This window comes from Pedobacter alpinus (genome assembly GCF_042684645.1).
Lineage (GTDB): Bacteria > Bacteroidota > Bacteroidia > Sphingobacteriales > Sphingobacteriaceae > Pseudopedobacter > Pseudopedobacter alpinus.
In genome coordinates this window covers 67,956-82,340 of record NZ_JBHULV010000047.1, presented here as the reverse complement: position 1 = coordinate 82,340, position 14,385 = coordinate 67,956, and the positions used below count along the sequence as shown (strand labels likewise).

Below are 14,385 nucleotides of genomic sequence, written 5' to 3'. Positions count from 1 at the left end.
TTTAAAACTGCTTCTCTGTTAAATACTTCCAATAACGCTTAGGTACATGTTGAACGTGTAAACGGGTGTTTTTACGAGCCTTTATGTTAGTTCTATCAAAATAAGTGCGCCAAAGACTTTGGTATAAATCTTCCTCAGAGGCTAACATTTCTATTCCTTCATTTTTTTTAGTTTGGTGGTTAAATTTCATTTCAACCGTTTCTATGCTTATAAGATTGTAATACATCCCATAGTGCCTTTTTTGATCAAAAATTAGCCATTTTTGGTCTTGATACCTATCTCTAAAATGTTTGGCAATAACAGGCATTACATTAAAATCCGGTTCTATTTCCGCAAAATAAATATTATCAGCAGTTAATTTAAACCTCACAAAAGCTTCCATTCTATGTTTTTCTCTGCTTACTTGTTTGGTATATCTTTCCAGTTTCAGTACAGCTTGATTGGTCATATTGCTTAAAACATAACGATTTGGGTTGGCTATCGCGTATTTTATCACTTCTAAAATTGGTCTTTCACAATGCTCTTCTTCTGTTAGCAAGCTGTAAATAATTTGTCTAATTCCTTTTTCTTTCAATAAAATTTTCAGTTTTTGATAAACCCTATCTGCTTTATTGCTGTTGGTAATTACTCGGTGTAAACCATAAAAAAAACCAGGTAAAGGCAAACCTTCTTTTCTAATTTCTGGTTCAACAATTTTATACTCGTAAACTTCAAATACGGCTGTAAAAAAACCATCTAAACTATGGTCGTAAGTTAAAAGCGTTACCATTAAAATAAACTTAGTTGTGGTGTATAGTGATTTTGGTATTTACTTTTTACATTATTAAGAATAATACTTTTTAAGTTTTCTTGCTGTAAAATATCAGTTTTAATAAATGCAGAGGTGAAACTGATAAAATGTTGAGCCCTATTTACAGCAACGCCCATTTTTTGCAAATGCTGTAAATTTAATTTACAAAATTTACGCCCTTCAATAATTTTCCAAGCAGATTTTACGCCTACGCCTGGGATTCTTAGTATAGCTTCAAAATCTGCAACTTGAATATTTAAAGGAAAGAAATTAAGATTACGCAATGCCCAACCCAGTTTTGGGTCAACATCTAGTTCTAAAAAAGGTTTATTTGCATCTAAAATTTCAGTTGCTTTAAAACCGTAAAAACGCATTAACCAATCTGCTTGGTATAACCTGTTTTCCCTAAGCATTGGTACTTGTGATTGTAAAGAAGGCAACCTTTCATCGTTAGAAATAGGCACATAGCCCGAATAATAAACTCTTTTTAGATTAAAATTTTTATAGAAATGATTTGCGGTGTGTATAATTTGCAAATCTGTTTCTGGTGTTGCACCAATAATCATTTGGGTGCTTTGCCCACCAGGTGCAAATTTTGGTGTTTTTTTAAACAGTTTTTTTTCCTCCTTATAAATTACAATTTCATTTTTAACAAAAGTCATAGGATCAATCATATCCTGTCTATTCTTATCTGGAGCTAATAATTTTAATCCTTCGGCTGTTGGTAATTCTAAATTAATACTCAATCTATCAGCATACAATCCAGCTTCTTTCATTAAAACATCTGAAGCTCCAGGAATACTTTTTAAATGAATATAACCGTTAAAATTTTCTTCTAAGCGCAGTTTTTTAGCTACAGAAACTAAGCGTTCCATAGTGGTATCAGCATCTTTAAAAATTCCCGAGCTTAAAAATAAACCTTCAATATAATTACGGCGGTAAAAGTTAATGGTTAAATCAACAACTTCTTGTACAGTAAAGGCGGCTCTTTTAATATCGTTGCTTTTACGAGTGACGCAGTAAGCGCAATCATAAATACAAACGTTTGTGAGTAAGATTTTTAGTAAAGAAACACAACGCCCGTCTTCGGTATAAGAATGGCAAATGCCCATTCCACTAGAATCTCCTAAGCCTTTGTTTTTATTTTTTCTATTGCTACCGCTTGATGAACAGGAAACATCATACTTTGCGGCATCAGCCAAAATGGAAAGTTTTTCGTTTATTCTATCAAAATTCATTAAACAAAAATACTAAAATATTTAGTTATTAAACTAAATATTTTAGTATTTAAGATTCTTTATCGTAAAATAAAGTAATGTATTTTTTACCTTTAGCATCATCAAAACCTTGCTCTAACAATTGGCGGTCGCCGTGAATATAAACATGGAAATTTTTATCTAATTTTAAAACTGTTTTATAGTTAGTAGCTTGTTTTTTGACGGCTTGGTTAGATATATCAAAACCATTACTTAAAGGTGTTTCAAACTCTTGTTCATAATTGTTCATCATGCTTTTAAAAGATTTTGCAGCAACATCATTACCTATAACTTCATCAGAAAATTCTTCAAAATCAAACTTTTCTTTTTCTTTAAAATACTTCATTGATTTGTTGAGCAAATCAATTTTATCAGGTTTAGAAATTTCAAATTCTTCATCAATTTTCTCGGTTACAAAGTTTTTATATAAGCCTAAAACATTGTGTGTTTGATTAAAACTATCGTTACGGATTTTAAGTTTTAAAAAATCATCTTTCCAGTAAACGGCTGCGTCTTGCGTTTTATTTGTTTGGTCAATCACCACAACTTTATATCCTTCTTCTGCTTCGGTATTTATAATTAAACAACCTTTATCAAGCTTCTGAATGTTAATGGCTTCTTGTTCGTAACTTAAAGAAAAACCTCCGGCATCTGGATATACCTTTAAATAAGTTTCTTTAGTTTCTGATTTAAAAATACCTAAAGCTTTATGCAATTCACCTTCAATTTGTACAGCATCAAAATAAACCACATAAACCTCTCCTGCTTTTATTTTTGGATGACTAGAAACATCGTATAAGTGGCGAGTTATTTGTTGACTAATTTCATGAAAATTGCTACCACTCTCAAAACATTTTTTAGCAAAATGATAAATTTCATTTAAAGCCAAATCATTGGTTGCATGTGTAAACCTATAAACCTCATTCACCTTTTCAAACGGTTTCAAAAAGTATGTCATTAATAGGTTTTTAAGCATTTCATCTTCAACACTCAATGGCGCATCAGACAAAACCATATATTCGTCTTGTGCTTTGTTACCTACTTTATGTACAGATAATTGATTTAGGGAAGCTTCAAAAGATGTAATCATTTTCTAAAAATAAATTTGGTTTGCTGTTTTAAAGGTATTGCAATGCGCATCCACTATCACTTTAATATCGGCAGAGTAACCGCCTCCCATACTTACTTGTACAGGTATTTTACGCTGGTAGCATTGCTGAAATACTAATTGATCTCTTTGTTGGCAAGCCTTTAAACTAAGTGCAAGTTTACCTAATTTATCTGTTTCTAACACATCAACACCCGAAAGAAAAAACACAAAATCGGGCTTAACCTTTTGAAATAATAGTGGAAGATGTTGATTGATAATGCTTAAGTATTCATCATCCCTAACACCATCTGGCAAAGAAATATCTAAGTCTGATTTTTCTTTACGGAAAGGGAAATTCTTTTCTCCATGAACAGAAAATGTAAAAACCTTTGGGTTGTTTTCAAAAATTTGTGCTGTTCCGTTTCCTTGATGTACATCTAAATCAATAATTAAAATAGAGGAAGCTAAATTATTAGCTAATAAATAGTTGGCTGCAATTGCTTGGTCGTTTAATAAACAAAAACCTTCGCCCCAATTACTTCCAGCATGGTGCGTTCCACCGGCAACATTAAAAGCCACACCATATTTAATTGCATAATGGCAACAGTTAATTGTGCCTTGTGCTATTCTTAATTCTCTTTCAACAAGCTGAGCACTTAAAGGAAAACCAGTTCTCTTTTCTTCTTGATAACTAAGATTTAGATTTTTTAGTTTGGTCCAATATGCTGCATCATGCGAAAGCAAAACCCATTGTTCGTTACAAATTTCTGGAGTAAATAAGTTCTCATCTGTAATAACACCTTCATGTTTTAATTGTAAAGGAATTAACTCATATTTTAACATTGGGAAACGATGTCCTTCTGGTAATGGGTGTGCATAAATGGTATCGTAAGCAATTTTAAGCATTTAACTCATGTTTCTTATAGGTTGCTATTTTGTAGAATTGAAATAATGTTAACATACTTAAAACACCAATTCCAATCCATGCGGTTAAAATCACATTACTATAAGCAATTTCATCAACAGCTGTTCTTTTTAAAACTATTCCATATAATGCCCAAATAACCACTAAACCAAAGAAAGGGTTTCTTTTAAACTTAACTATAAAAACAGAAAGCACAATAGTTACAATAATCATAATGATAGCCCATAAACTTGGAGCTATACCAAAACCATCCCAGCCTATAGAAATTAAATAAAGAGATGTATTAGCAATTGAAGCCACACAAATCCAAGCGAAATAGATGGTTAAGGGGAATTGAGTAAATAATTTATTGGTAAACAATCTATTATTATCAAACAAATTAAGGTTAATAAATATTTTAAGTAAACTAAATAATTGAATAAAAATTAACACTACAGACAGAAACAAATACTCGTAAGTAAAAGCGAAGACCCAAAGCGTAGTAGCTATATTATTGATGATAAAAAGGTATCCAATTCTATAAATGTCTTGACTAACTGATGCGTGAGCGTCAGTCCTATCGGATTGAATTAATTTATATATTGTAAAACCGAAAAGTGCTAAATATATTACTCCCCAAATTGCAAAAGTTACTCCCGCTGGTGTAAAAATAGTATCATACTTGTCTGATATTGTTTTGTTGGTAACGCCGCCAAATATTTTAAGTTGACTTAGATTTGAAACGGTGAATGCGATTCCGAAAAAAATTAAGTTTAGAATTGCTAATGTCTTTACTTTTTTCATAATGTGACATATTATAAACTACTTGATTAAAGTTTATTGATTATTTTAAACACTTTTTGTGTGAATAGCTGGCTTAAATTTTATAATTTATGGATGATATGATTTAAAAATTTCTTTAAATTTTATCAAAATCAATTTTCTGATGGTCTCCTTGTGAAAATGTTTCGCCCTTAAAAATAGCTTTTAGCATATTAAAAAGCACAATCATATCACTTGCAGAACTGTCCCAATACTCTGCTTTTAGTATTTCAACTCTAATTAATGTTAAATCTGGGTCTTCTTTCCCTTCCGGAAACCAAGCTTTCATGGCAGGTATCCAAAGCTTATTTATTTTTTCTTGATCGTGATTTAAAAATAATTTGCCCTGTAATGCGATGTATGTATTATTTTCTGGGTTTGTATAAGTAACAGAAACGTTATTATTAATCAAAACATCGTGTACATCTGGCCTATGTTCATCAGAAAAAAAGAAAACATTTCCTTCATCATCCAATTGCATCGTATTCATTGGGCGGCTATAAAACTTTCCGTTAGCTTTCATAGATGTTAACATAGCAACATTTACATAATCAATTAAATTTCTAAGTTTTAAAATTTTCTCACCTTTTTCGGTCATGTTTTCTTTGATAATTTTTCACTATTTAGAAAATAATTTTGTGTAATAAAATAATAAGCAAAAAAAAGTCCGAGGTTTAAATCGAACTTTTTAAAGTATTTAATTAAATTAAAACTTAAGCTTTTCCTGTCCAAGCTCTTAACATCCAGCTGGTTTTTTCTTGAAATTTCAAGAAGCCTGTAATCATGTCGGCAGTACCTTCATCATTTGCATTTTCAGACGCGTTTTCAATAACTTCTCGCTCAATTTCAATTAATTTTTTAAAATCGCTTAAAATTTCTTCAACCATTTTTTGTTCAGATAAACCTTCTGTCTTAATTTCTTTAATTTCAGAATGTTCAATATAGTCTTTATAAGTACTTAACGGCGATTTTGCTAATGTTAAAATACGTTCAGCTAATTCATCAATAGTGAATTGAGCATTGTTGTATAGTTCTTCAAACTTTACATGTAAAGTAAAGAAGTTTTGGCCTTTAATATTCCAATGGCAGCCTCTTAATTTTTGATAGTGTATTTGATAGTTAGCTAATAACACGTTTAAATGGTCTGCTAATTCAATAACGTTTTTGTCTTTTAATCCAATTTTGTTTACAGTCATGATATTTGTTGTTTTGTATTTTTAAACACCTAACTGTTAGCATTAGTTTGCTTTCTAACAATAAGGTTGTAATTTTCTATTTTAGAAACAACAATATCCGTTCCATTTTCTATAAACCCATCATTAGAAACTGCATCAAACCATTCTCCGTTAATATCTATTTTACCTGATGGTCTTAAATCTGTTTTGGCAAATCCTTTTTTACCTAACATATCAAACTGAGGTTTTGTTACCTGATAACCTTCTTTAGATTGTTGTTCGTCTTTTAAAACCAACCTTTGGAAAGCTCTAGATTTTAAAATGTTACCACCAAAGAATACAGAAAGAAACACAGCTCCTACCATTGCACCCAAAACAATTAATACAGATTGTACCAAGCGCTCACTTCCGCTAACACTTAAATCAAAAAAATCGTTTAAAACTAAACTTAAAGCCAAACCAGTTACCATACATATTATGCCCATTATACCAAACACTCCAAAACCAGGAATTAAAAAAATCTCTAAAATTAATAAAACAATACCCGCCAAAAAAAGTAATATTTCCCAATTTTCGGCTAAGCCTTCTAAATACAATGGTGCAAAAAACAACAAGCCTGCAACTATAGCTACTAATAATGCAAAACCAATCCCTGGTGATTGTAGCTCAAAATAAATTCCACCAATCATTAGTAAAATAAGTACGCTACTTACCGCTGGTAGTGTTAATAAACCTATAATTTTATCAGTAAATGTTGGTATATAATTTTGTTTAGTATAATTAATAATGCCTTCTTGTTTTAAAACATCATCAATAGATGAAGCCTCATTAACACAATAGCCATTTGTAATTGCTTCTGCTGTTGTTAAAGTAAGTACTTTTCCTTTTGGCTTTAAACCAGCAATTTCTAAATCGGGGTCAACAAAACCTTCTGCTATTTTTGGGTTACGCCCCTTAGTTTCGGCTGTGGTTCGCATTAAGCCCCTCATGTACGATTGATATTTTTCTGGCAATACTTCGCCTTGTCCATTTACCACACTTGCCGCTCCAATAGTGGCGCCTTTACTCATGTAAATTTTATCGCAAGCAATTGATATCAATGCGCCAGCAGATGCTGCATTATTATCAATATAAACAATGGTTTTTATAGGGCTATTTAAAATTTTTGTTCGGATAGAATCTGCATAATCAAGCATCCCGCCATAGGTATTCATATCAATAATGATAACTTCTGCTTTATTTGCTTTGGCTTCTTCAAAGGCTTTTTTTGTTGATCGCCAAGCGCCCGGGTTAATTTCTTCTTTTAAATTTAATTGATAAACTTTTGTTTGTCCTAATGCGGTAAAGCTAAAAAGGCTACATACGAAAATTACCAACAAGCAATAAATACTTTTCATAATTGAGTAGTTTTGGAAATATGATTACAAATAAAGGTACATTAAAGGAAGCATACAATGCAAAGTGTGATGGTATTATTTGGAAAATAGCGTTGGATGAGCAACAAGAGCTTATTGTTTGGGAATGTAGAACAATTGATAAAAAAGTTTCTTTTTATGCTTACGATTTTAAGAACCAAACAGAACTTTTAACAGATTTTAGTTTTGAAGAAGAATGGTTACTGAGTTTATCGCAAGTTGTAAGTGGTATTGCGTATTTTAATAGTTATGAGTCAGTATCATCTCCGGTACAAAAAGGGATAATAGCGTTTGATTTAAAAGCGAAGAAAATACTATGGCAAAACTTTAGTATAACCATTCACTTAATAAGTAAAGAGGGCGTATTGGTTTATGACTCAAAAATATTACCAAGGAAATTTCAACTCCTAAATTTCACCAATGGCAGTTTTATAAAAAACATATCTGTTGATGAGTTAAGTAATCATATTGCTATTGGTAACGATTTGTTATTACCAAAACTATACGAAGAAAAGGAAATATTAAACGTTAATTACGTGTTGAATTTCAATGAATTGACCATAAATTCTTTTTTTAAGCAGACCGATGGAAAGATTAACCAGTTTATAAAGTTAGAGAAAGATGAAGGGATTATTTTTACAGATATAATAAATAAAGATATACAAAAGGTTGGTTTTGATACGTTCTTTGTGTGGCACAATTTGTTGATTTATATCAAAAACAAAACTGAAATTGTGAGTTATTTCGTATAATTGCAAAATTTTTAAAATGAATAAAAGTCATTTCATGAATTATAAAAACCTTCTTTTTTTATTGATGATGCTAGGCACAGTAAATGTGTTTGCAAACCCCGTAATAGATTCTATTGGCATAGAAAATTTAAACGGCAAAAAAATTATTCTACATAAAATTGAAGCAAAAGAAACCTATTACTCTTTAGGTAGAACTTATAATTTAAGTCCTTCAAAAATTATGGATTTTAATGGAAATGTGTCGTTACACCCCGGTGAGGTGGTTAAAATACCTACTAATCAGATTTTTAGTAATAAACCAGTCAGTTTTTCTTCTCCAAAAAAAGATGAAAAAATAACAAAAAAAGAAACTACACATAAAGTTGCTCCCGGAGAAACCTTATACGCTGTTGCTAGCAAATATAACATGCGTGTAGATGATTTAAAACTGATGAATGCTTTAAAATCAAACAACCTAAGTATTGGGCAAGTTTTAAAAGTTATTAGTAGTGAAGAAGTAAGTTTAACACCTACCGTAGAAAAAAATGCTGCTGGTAATACCGTTTTGGTAGATAAAAAACCTGTTTCAAAACCCGTTAGTTCAAACACTCCTGTCAACAAAATCAAATATTTAGATTCTACAGATTCGCAAGCAAGTATTGAAATCCCGAAAAATCGTTACGGAATTACCGAAATGAACGATAAAGGTTTAGCTGTTTGGATAGAAGATAATAACATGGATGCAACTAAAAGTTACGCGTTACACCGTACGGCGCCTGTAGGTACAATTATAAAAATAACCAACCCTATGTCTAACAGAAGTGTTTTTGCTAAAGTTGTGGGTAGATACACAGAAAATGAAACCACTAAAGATGTAATTATTGTTTTAACAAAATCTTGTGCAGATGCAGTTGGTGCTTTAGATAAGCGTTTTTTAGTAAATATAACTTTTGGCATTCCAAATGAGCAATAAAAAACCTTATGTAATTGGTGTTGCAGGTGGTAGCGGCTCTGGTAAAACCTTTTTCTTAAATTGCTTTTTAAACCATTTTTCAAGCGAAGAAGTTTGTTTGGTTTCTCAGGATGATTACTACATTCCGCAAGGTGTAATGACGGCTGAGGAAAATAGGTTACATAATTTCGATTTACCAACTTGTATAGAAGTTAATAAGTTTGAAAAAGATGTATTTGATTTGCTAGCCTATAAAACGGTGTATAAACAAGAATATACTTTTAATAATCCGCTGGCAATCCCTAAGTTATTAGAAATAAAACCAGCCCCAATTTTAATTTTAGAAGGTTTATTTATTTATCATTACACTAAAATTGATGCAATTTTTGATTATAGAATTTTTATAGATGCTGCTACAGAAATAGCTTTAGAACGTAGGTTGAAAAGAGATTTAATAGAGAGAGGTTATTCTGAAGAAGATGTGATGTATAAATGGTCAAACCATGTTATGCCTTCATATAACGAGTATTTGTTACCTTATCGCAGCAAATGTGATAAAATCATAAATAATTCTACCAATCAACTCAGAAATGTTTTAGATATAACTGATGATATGTCTAATGAACTTAGAAATAAGTTAGGCATTTAATTTTTATAATTTGGTTTAACATAATTTGATTTTGTTTATAGATATATTACCTTTATAAATATCACGTAACAATATTCCCCAAAAAACATAATATCGTTATAGCAATAAAACACAAATGCTTTAATTAAATTTGTTTCAAAATCTATCTTGGAACAATACGATAAAAGGCTTTAAAGAAGCTTAAAGACTCAAAAATGATTAACACAACAGAACAAACATTTGATTACAATACATCCAGAGAAAAACTAATTTTAGCCGAATATGGCCGAAATGTGCAAAACATGGTTGAATATATTGTTGCCTTACCTACAAAAGAGGAGCGTAACAGGTATGCGCAAGTAGTAATAGATATGATGGGTTTTTTAAATCCTCATTTAAGAGATGTACCAGATTTTAAGCATAAATTATGGGATCACTTACAAATTATATCTAAATTTAAAATAGATGTAGATTCTCCATACCCTACTCCTACTACAGAAGAAATTAACTTTCGTCCAGAAGTTTTAGGTTACCCACATAAACGTATTAAAGTTAAACACTATGGTCATACTGTAGAGTTAATGATTAAAAGAGCCAAAGAAATTACCGAAGAAGACAAAAAACAACACATGGTAAATTCTATAGCTAATTTTATGAAAATGGCTTATGTTGTTTGGAATAAAGACCACGTTTCTGATGACCAAATTATTAGCGATTTAAAAGATTTATCTAACGGAGAGTTAGATGTTTCAAATGTTGTGCTAAACAAAGTTGAAATAAAACCTCCAAATACTAGCAGTAGCAGCGGTGGTCGTACTCAAAAAACAAATACCAGAGGGGGAAGTAGCAACGGTGGTCGCCAAAACAATAATAATAAAGGATCGGGTGGTCGTCAGCAAAGAAGTTACTCTAATAACAACAATAATAACAACAGCGGAAGCAGAAGATCAAATTAATTTTTGATTTATTTTAAAATAATAATCCCTAAATTATAAATACAATTTATGAACGCATTTGAGATTCGTGGAGGTAAACCATTAAAAGGTGAAATTACACCTCAAGGAGCTAAAAATGAAGCATTACAAGTACTTGCTGCGGTACTTTTAACCCCAGAAAAAGTAACCATTAGCAATATTCCTGATATTAAAGATGTTAATAAACTAATAGATCTTTTGGCAGATTTGGGAGTTGATATCAAAAGAATTTCTAAAGATACTTACGAGTTTCAAGCGGCAAATATTAATCTCGATTTTTTTCACTCACAAACCTTCAAAGCTAAAGGTGGCAGTTTACGAGGTTCAATAATGATTGTTGGGCCACTTTTAGCAAGATTTGGTAAGGCAGCAATCCCAAAACCAGGTGGCGATAAAATTGGTAGAAGACGCTTAGATACCCATTTTTTAGGTTTCGAGAAATTAGGTGCTAAATTTATATATAATGACGAAACAGGTTTTTTTAATATAGATGCAACACAATTAAAAGGTACATTTATTTTGTTAGACGAAGCTTCTGTAACCGGAACGGCTAATATTGTAATGGCTGCTGTTTTAGCGAAAGGCACTACTACTATTTATAACGCAGCATGCGAACCTTATTTGCAACAACTTTGCAAAATGTTGAATCGTATGGGTGCAAAAATATCTGGTATTGGTTCTAACTTATTAACCATTAACGGTGTTGAAGCTTTAGGCGGTACAGAACATAGGCTTTTACCGGATATGATTGAGATAGGTTCTTTTATTGGCTTAGCTGCTATGACAGAATCTGAAATTACCATAAAAGATGTTTGCTATAATGAATTGGGAATTATACCAGATGTTTTCAGACGTATAGGTATTCAATTCGAATTAAGAGGAGATGATATTTACATCCCTTCTCAAAAAAATTATGAGATAGATACCTTTATTGATGGTTCTATTTTAACAGTAGCTGATGCACCATGGCCAGGTTTTACACCTGATTTACTATCTATATTATTAGTAGTAGCTACACAAGCTAAAGGTTCGGTATTAATTCATCAAAAAATGTTTGAAAGCAGATTGTTTTTTGTTGATAAATTAATTGATATGGGTGCCCAAATTATTCTTTGCGACCCTCATAGAGCTACAGTTATTGGTTTAGATAAAAGATATTCTTTGAAAGGTATAGAAATGACTTCGCCTGATATTAGAGCGGGTGTTTCTTTGTTAATTGCGGCCCTATCAGCATCAGGTAGAAGTATTATACATAATATCGAGCAAATAGAACGAGGTTATCAGGATATAGATACCAGACTTAAAGCGTTAGGTGCTGATATCAGAAGAATTTAAACAAAAAACTCTCCAAATATTGGAGAGTTTTTTGTTTCGAGGATATTTGCTATTTACTTAAAGCCTGTATAAATTTAAATTTAAATAAAACTATATCACACGGCAAAGCGTATGTGTTTGTATAAAATTAGAAATTATGAAAATCAAAACAATCATTATAACAAATATAGTAGCTAGCATTTTTTTTATGAGCTGTGTAAACGGTTCAACAGTTAAAGAAACAAATGTTTCAAATAACAACATAGAAAAAACTAGCGTTGTTGAAAATAAAACAGAAGCAGTTGCAAGTGTTGATCATACAGCTTTTGATAAATTATTGAAAGCTAATGTTAGTGCTAAAGGATATGTTAATTATGCAAATTTTGTGAAAAACAAAACCGCATTACAGGGATATTTAAAATCTTTAAGTGCTATTAAAGTTTCTAATTTATCAAATAATGAAAAGTTAGCATTTTGGATAAATGCATATAATGCAGCAACAATTGATCAAATTATCCGTAATTATCCTGTTTCTTCAATCTTGAAAATTGCAAACGGAAAAGTTTGGGATCAAACATTAGCTTATAAATTCGACAACAGAAGTGTTACTTTAAATGATATTGAAAAGAAAATATTATTGGGAACTGAGTTGTTTGATGCTAGAGTTCACTTTGCTGTAAATTGTGCGGCTGTATCTTGTCCAACATTGTCAAATACTGCTTATTCTGCTAATAACGTTCAAGATATGTTAACGGCTAACACAAAAGCTGCTTTATCTGACCCAAAATTCAATAAAATTACCACTAGCAGTGCGTCATTATCAAAGTTATTTGATTGGTATAAAGCAGATTTTATTAAAGCTGAAGGAAGCGTTGTTGATTTTGTAAATAAATATTCAACTACCAAGGTTACTAAAAACACCAAAATTAATTATTTAGAGTATAATTGGGATTTAAACGGGAAATAAGCATCACCAATAGTAACGTACAAATTAAGATGAAAATAGTAATTATTGGTAACGGCATTTCTGGAATTACCACGGCAAGGCACATCAGAAAACAAAGTGACCATGAGATACTCATCATATCATCAGAATCGGAGCATTTTTTTTCAAGAACGGCGCTCATGTATATTTACATGGGGCACATGAAGTACGAACACACAAAACCTTATGAAGATTGGTTTTGGAAAAAAAACAGAATAGATTTAAAGGAAGCTTATATAGAATCAATAAGTTTCGATGTTAAGGAACTTAAAACTTCAAGTCAAGAAATTATCAATTACGATAAACTTGTTATTTGTACTGGTTCTGTACCAAACAAATTTGGATGGCCGGGCCAAGATTTAAAAGGTGTGCAAGGTTTGTACACTAAACAAGATGTTGAGTTGATGGAAGAAAACACCAAAGATATACAGGAAGCTGTAATTGTTGGTGGAGGTTTAATTGGTATTGAAATGGCCGAAATGCTTAATAGTAGAGGTATTAAAGTAAACTTTTTAATTAGAGAAAAAAGTTATTGGTCAAGCGTTCTTCCTCTTGAAGAATCAGTTTTAGTAGGAAACCACATTGCAGAGCATCATATTAATTTATTGCCCCAAACAGAATTAGAAGAAATTTTAGCCGATGAGAATGGTAAAGTAAACTCCATTAAAACCAAAGATGGTAAAATAATAAAATGCCAGTTTGTTGGATTAACAGCAGGTGTTAAACCTAATATTGCGTTTCTGAAAAATACCGAACTAGACACTGATAAAGGTGTTTTAGTAAATGATTATTTAGAAACTAACATTAAAGATGTTTATGCATTGGGCGATTGCGCACAGTTTAGAAATCCTAAAGAAAACCACCCTCCTGTAGAACAATTATGGTACACCGGCAAAATGCAAGGTAAAGCTTTAGCAAATACAATTTGCGGTAATAAAACGGCTTACGATAGAGGTATTTGGTTTAATTCGGCTAAGTTTTTAGATATTGAATACCAAACTTATGGGTTAATGTTTAAAGTTCCGTTTGAGGATGAAGAAACCTTTTATTGGGAACACCAAAATGGTAAAATATCTTTTAGAGCTAATTTTGCTAAAACTGACGGTAGTTTAAGAGGTTTTAATTTTTTTGGAATACGTTTTAGGCAAGTAGTTGCCGATGATTGGATAAGAAGAAAAGAACCAATAAGTAATTGTATTGCTAACTTGAACAAAGGTTTTTTTGACTCTGAATTTAGTAAAAATCACCATTTAGCAATTTTAGAAAGCTTTAATAATAGTTTTCCAAATCATAAAGCTAAAATGCCCTATAAAAAGAAATTCTTAATTTTTTAATCCGAAACTATAAAC

The 14,385-nt window shown here is 31.2% G+C and carries 15 protein-coding genes; 7 read left to right on the top strand and 8 right to left on the bottom strand.

Features of this window, described 5'->3' with window-relative positions; all coding sequences use genetic code 11:
• Position 1: 1 nt before the first annotated feature.
• From ACFSSE_RS14005 to ACFSSE_RS13970, 8 genes are all read right to left on the bottom strand, one after another.
• On the bottom strand, positions 2 to 769 hold the full coding sequence (locus ACFSSE_RS14005; protein ID WP_379046878.1) for a TIGR03915 family putative DNA repair protein: 768 nt from the start codon (positions 767 to 769) through the stop codon (positions 2 to 4).
• Positions 769 to 2,028, bottom strand: coding sequence for a putative DNA modification/repair radical SAM protein (locus tag ACFSSE_RS14000; protein WP_379046881.1), 1,260 nt, complete (start codon positions 2,026 to 2,028; stop codon positions 769 to 771). Before ACFSSE_RS14000 ends, ACFSSE_RS14005 begins: the two co-directional genes overlap by 1 nt.
• 49 nt (positions 2,029 to 2,077) lie before the next feature.
• On the bottom strand, positions 2,078 to 3,136 hold the full coding sequence (locus ACFSSE_RS13995) for a nucleoid-associated protein (RefSeq protein ID WP_379046884.1): 1,059 nt from the start codon (positions 3,134 to 3,136) through the stop codon (positions 2,078 to 2,080).
• 3 nt (positions 3,137 to 3,139) lie between these two features.
• The gene (locus ACFSSE_RS13990; protein ID WP_379046887.1) at positions 3,140 to 4,042 is read right to left on the bottom strand and encodes a histone deacetylase family protein; all 903 of its coding nucleotides are present in this window, start codon (positions 4,040 to 4,042) and stop codon (positions 3,140 to 3,142) included.
• Positions 4,035 to 4,844 (bottom strand): hypothetical protein, encoded by an 810-nt coding sequence (locus ACFSSE_RS13985; protein ID WP_379046890.1) that lies wholly within the window; start codon positions 4,842 to 4,844, stop codon positions 4,035 to 4,037. Before ACFSSE_RS13985 ends, ACFSSE_RS13990 begins: the two co-directional genes overlap by 8 nt.
• Positions 4,845 to 4,959: 115 nt before the next feature.
• Complete coding sequence (locus ACFSSE_RS13980) at positions 4,960 to 5,460, bottom strand: pyridoxamine 5'-phosphate oxidase family protein (RefSeq protein WP_379046893.1); 501 nt, start codon at positions 5,458 to 5,460, stop codon at positions 4,960 to 4,962.
• 115 nt (positions 5,461 to 5,575) lie between these two features.
• Positions 5,576 to 6,058, bottom strand: a complete 483-nt coding sequence (locus ACFSSE_RS13975) for a Dps family protein (protein WP_379046896.1) — start codon at positions 6,056 to 6,058, stop codon at positions 5,576 to 5,578.
• Between the two features lie 29 nt (positions 6,059 to 6,087).
• Positions 6,088 to 7,434 carry an NfeD family protein gene (locus ACFSSE_RS13970; RefSeq protein ID WP_379046899.1) on the bottom strand — a complete coding sequence of 449 codons (1,347 nt, stop codon included), beginning with the start codon at positions 7,432 to 7,434 and terminating at the stop codon, positions 6,088 to 6,090.
• A gap of 20 nt (positions 7,435 to 7,454) precedes the next feature.
• Here ACFSSE_RS13970 and ACFSSE_RS13965 point away from each other — a divergent pair, with 20 nt between their 5' ends.
• From ACFSSE_RS13965 to ACFSSE_RS13935, 7 genes are all read left to right on the top strand, one after another.
• Positions 7,455 to 8,204, top strand: a complete 750-nt coding sequence (locus tag ACFSSE_RS13965; protein ID WP_379046902.1) for a DUF4905 domain-containing protein — start codon at positions 7,455 to 7,457, stop codon at positions 8,202 to 8,204.
• 34 nt (positions 8,205 to 8,238) lie between these two features.
• Positions 8,239 to 9,156, top strand: a complete 918-nt coding sequence (locus ACFSSE_RS13960) for a LysM peptidoglycan-binding domain-containing protein (protein ID WP_379046905.1) — start codon at positions 8,239 to 8,241, stop codon at positions 9,154 to 9,156.
• A complete protein-coding gene (locus tag ACFSSE_RS13955; protein WP_379046908.1) occupies positions 9,146 to 9,784 on the top strand; it encodes a uridine kinase family protein in 639 nt (212 codons plus the stop codon). The genes ACFSSE_RS13960 and ACFSSE_RS13955 overlap by 11 nt, the downstream gene beginning before the upstream one ends.
• Before the next feature lie 194 nt (positions 9,785 to 9,978).
• Positions 9,979 to 10,719 (top strand): DUF4290 domain-containing protein, encoded by a 741-nt coding sequence (locus ACFSSE_RS13950; protein ID WP_379046911.1) that lies wholly within the window; start codon positions 9,979 to 9,981, stop codon positions 10,717 to 10,719.
• Positions 10,720 to 10,767: 48 nt separating this feature from the next.
• Entirely contained in the window at positions 10,768 to 12,072 is a 1,305-nt protein-coding gene (murA, locus tag ACFSSE_RS13945; RefSeq protein WP_379046914.1) for a UDP-N-acetylglucosamine 1-carboxyvinyltransferase, read from the top strand.
• 136 nt (positions 12,073 to 12,208) lie between these two features.
• On the top strand, positions 12,209 to 13,018 hold the full coding sequence (locus ACFSSE_RS13940; protein WP_379046917.1) for a DUF547 domain-containing protein: 810 nt from the start codon (positions 12,209 to 12,211) through the stop codon (positions 13,016 to 13,018).
• Between the two features lie 29 nt (positions 13,019 to 13,047).
• Complete coding sequence (locus tag ACFSSE_RS13935; RefSeq protein ID WP_379046919.1) at positions 13,048 to 14,370, top strand: NAD(P)/FAD-dependent oxidoreductase; 1,323 nt, start codon at positions 13,048 to 13,050, stop codon at positions 14,368 to 14,370.
• Positions 14,371 to 14,385: the final 15 nt, after the last annotated feature.

Bases quoted from the DNA above. Each gene is read 5' to 3' on its own strand.
- murA (WP_379046914.1), top strand. From the start codon at position 10,768: ATGAACGCATTTGAGATTCGTGGAGGTAAACCATTAAAAGGTGAAATT.
- ACFSSE_RS13935 (WP_379046919.1), top strand. From the start codon at position 13,048: ATGAAAATAGTAATTATTGGTAACGGCATTTCTGGAATTACCACGGCA.
- ACFSSE_RS13960 (WP_379046905.1), top strand. From the start codon at position 8,239: ATGAATTATAAAAACCTTCTTTTTTTATTGATGATGCTAGGCACAGTA.
- ACFSSE_RS13940 (WP_379046917.1), top strand. From the start codon at position 12,209: ATGAAAATCAAAACAATCATTATAACAAATATAGTAGCTAGCATTTTT.
- ACFSSE_RS14000 (WP_379046881.1), bottom strand. From the start codon at position 2,028: ATGAATTTTGATAGAATAAACGAAAAACTTTCCATTTTGGCTGATGCC.
- ACFSSE_RS13970 (WP_379046899.1), bottom strand. From the start codon at position 7,434: ATGAAAAGTATTTATTGCTTGTTGGTAATTTTCGTATGTAGCCTTTTT.
- ACFSSE_RS13955 (WP_379046908.1), top strand. From the start codon at position 9,146: ATGAGCAATAAAAAACCTTATGTAATTGGTGTTGCAGGTGGTAGCGGC.
- ACFSSE_RS13965 (WP_379046902.1), top strand. From the start codon at position 7,455: ATGATTACAAATAAAGGTACATTAAAGGAAGCATACAATGCAAAGTGT.
- ACFSSE_RS14005 (WP_379046878.1), bottom strand. From the start codon at position 769: ATGGTAACGCTTTTAACTTACGACCATAGTTTAGATGGTTTTTTTACA.
- ACFSSE_RS13995 (WP_379046884.1), bottom strand. From the start codon at position 3,136: ATGATTACATCTTTTGAAGCTTCCCTAAATCAATTATCTGTACATAAA.
- ACFSSE_RS13980 (WP_379046893.1), bottom strand. From the start codon at position 5,460: ATGACCGAAAAAGGTGAGAAAATTTTAAAACTTAGAAATTTAATTGAT.
- ACFSSE_RS13990 (WP_379046887.1), bottom strand. From the start codon at position 4,042: ATGCTTAAAATTGCTTACGATACCATTTATGCACACCCATTACCAGAA.
- ACFSSE_RS13950 (WP_379046911.1), top strand. From the start codon at position 9,979: ATGATTAACACAACAGAACAAACATTTGATTACAATACATCCAGAGAA.
- ACFSSE_RS13985 (WP_379046890.1), bottom strand. From the start codon at position 4,844: ATGAAAAAAGTAAAGACATTAGCAATTCTAAACTTAATTTTTTTCGGA.
- ACFSSE_RS13975 (WP_379046896.1), bottom strand. From the start codon at position 6,058: ATGACTGTAAACAAAATTGGATTAAAAGACAAAAACGTTATTGAATTA.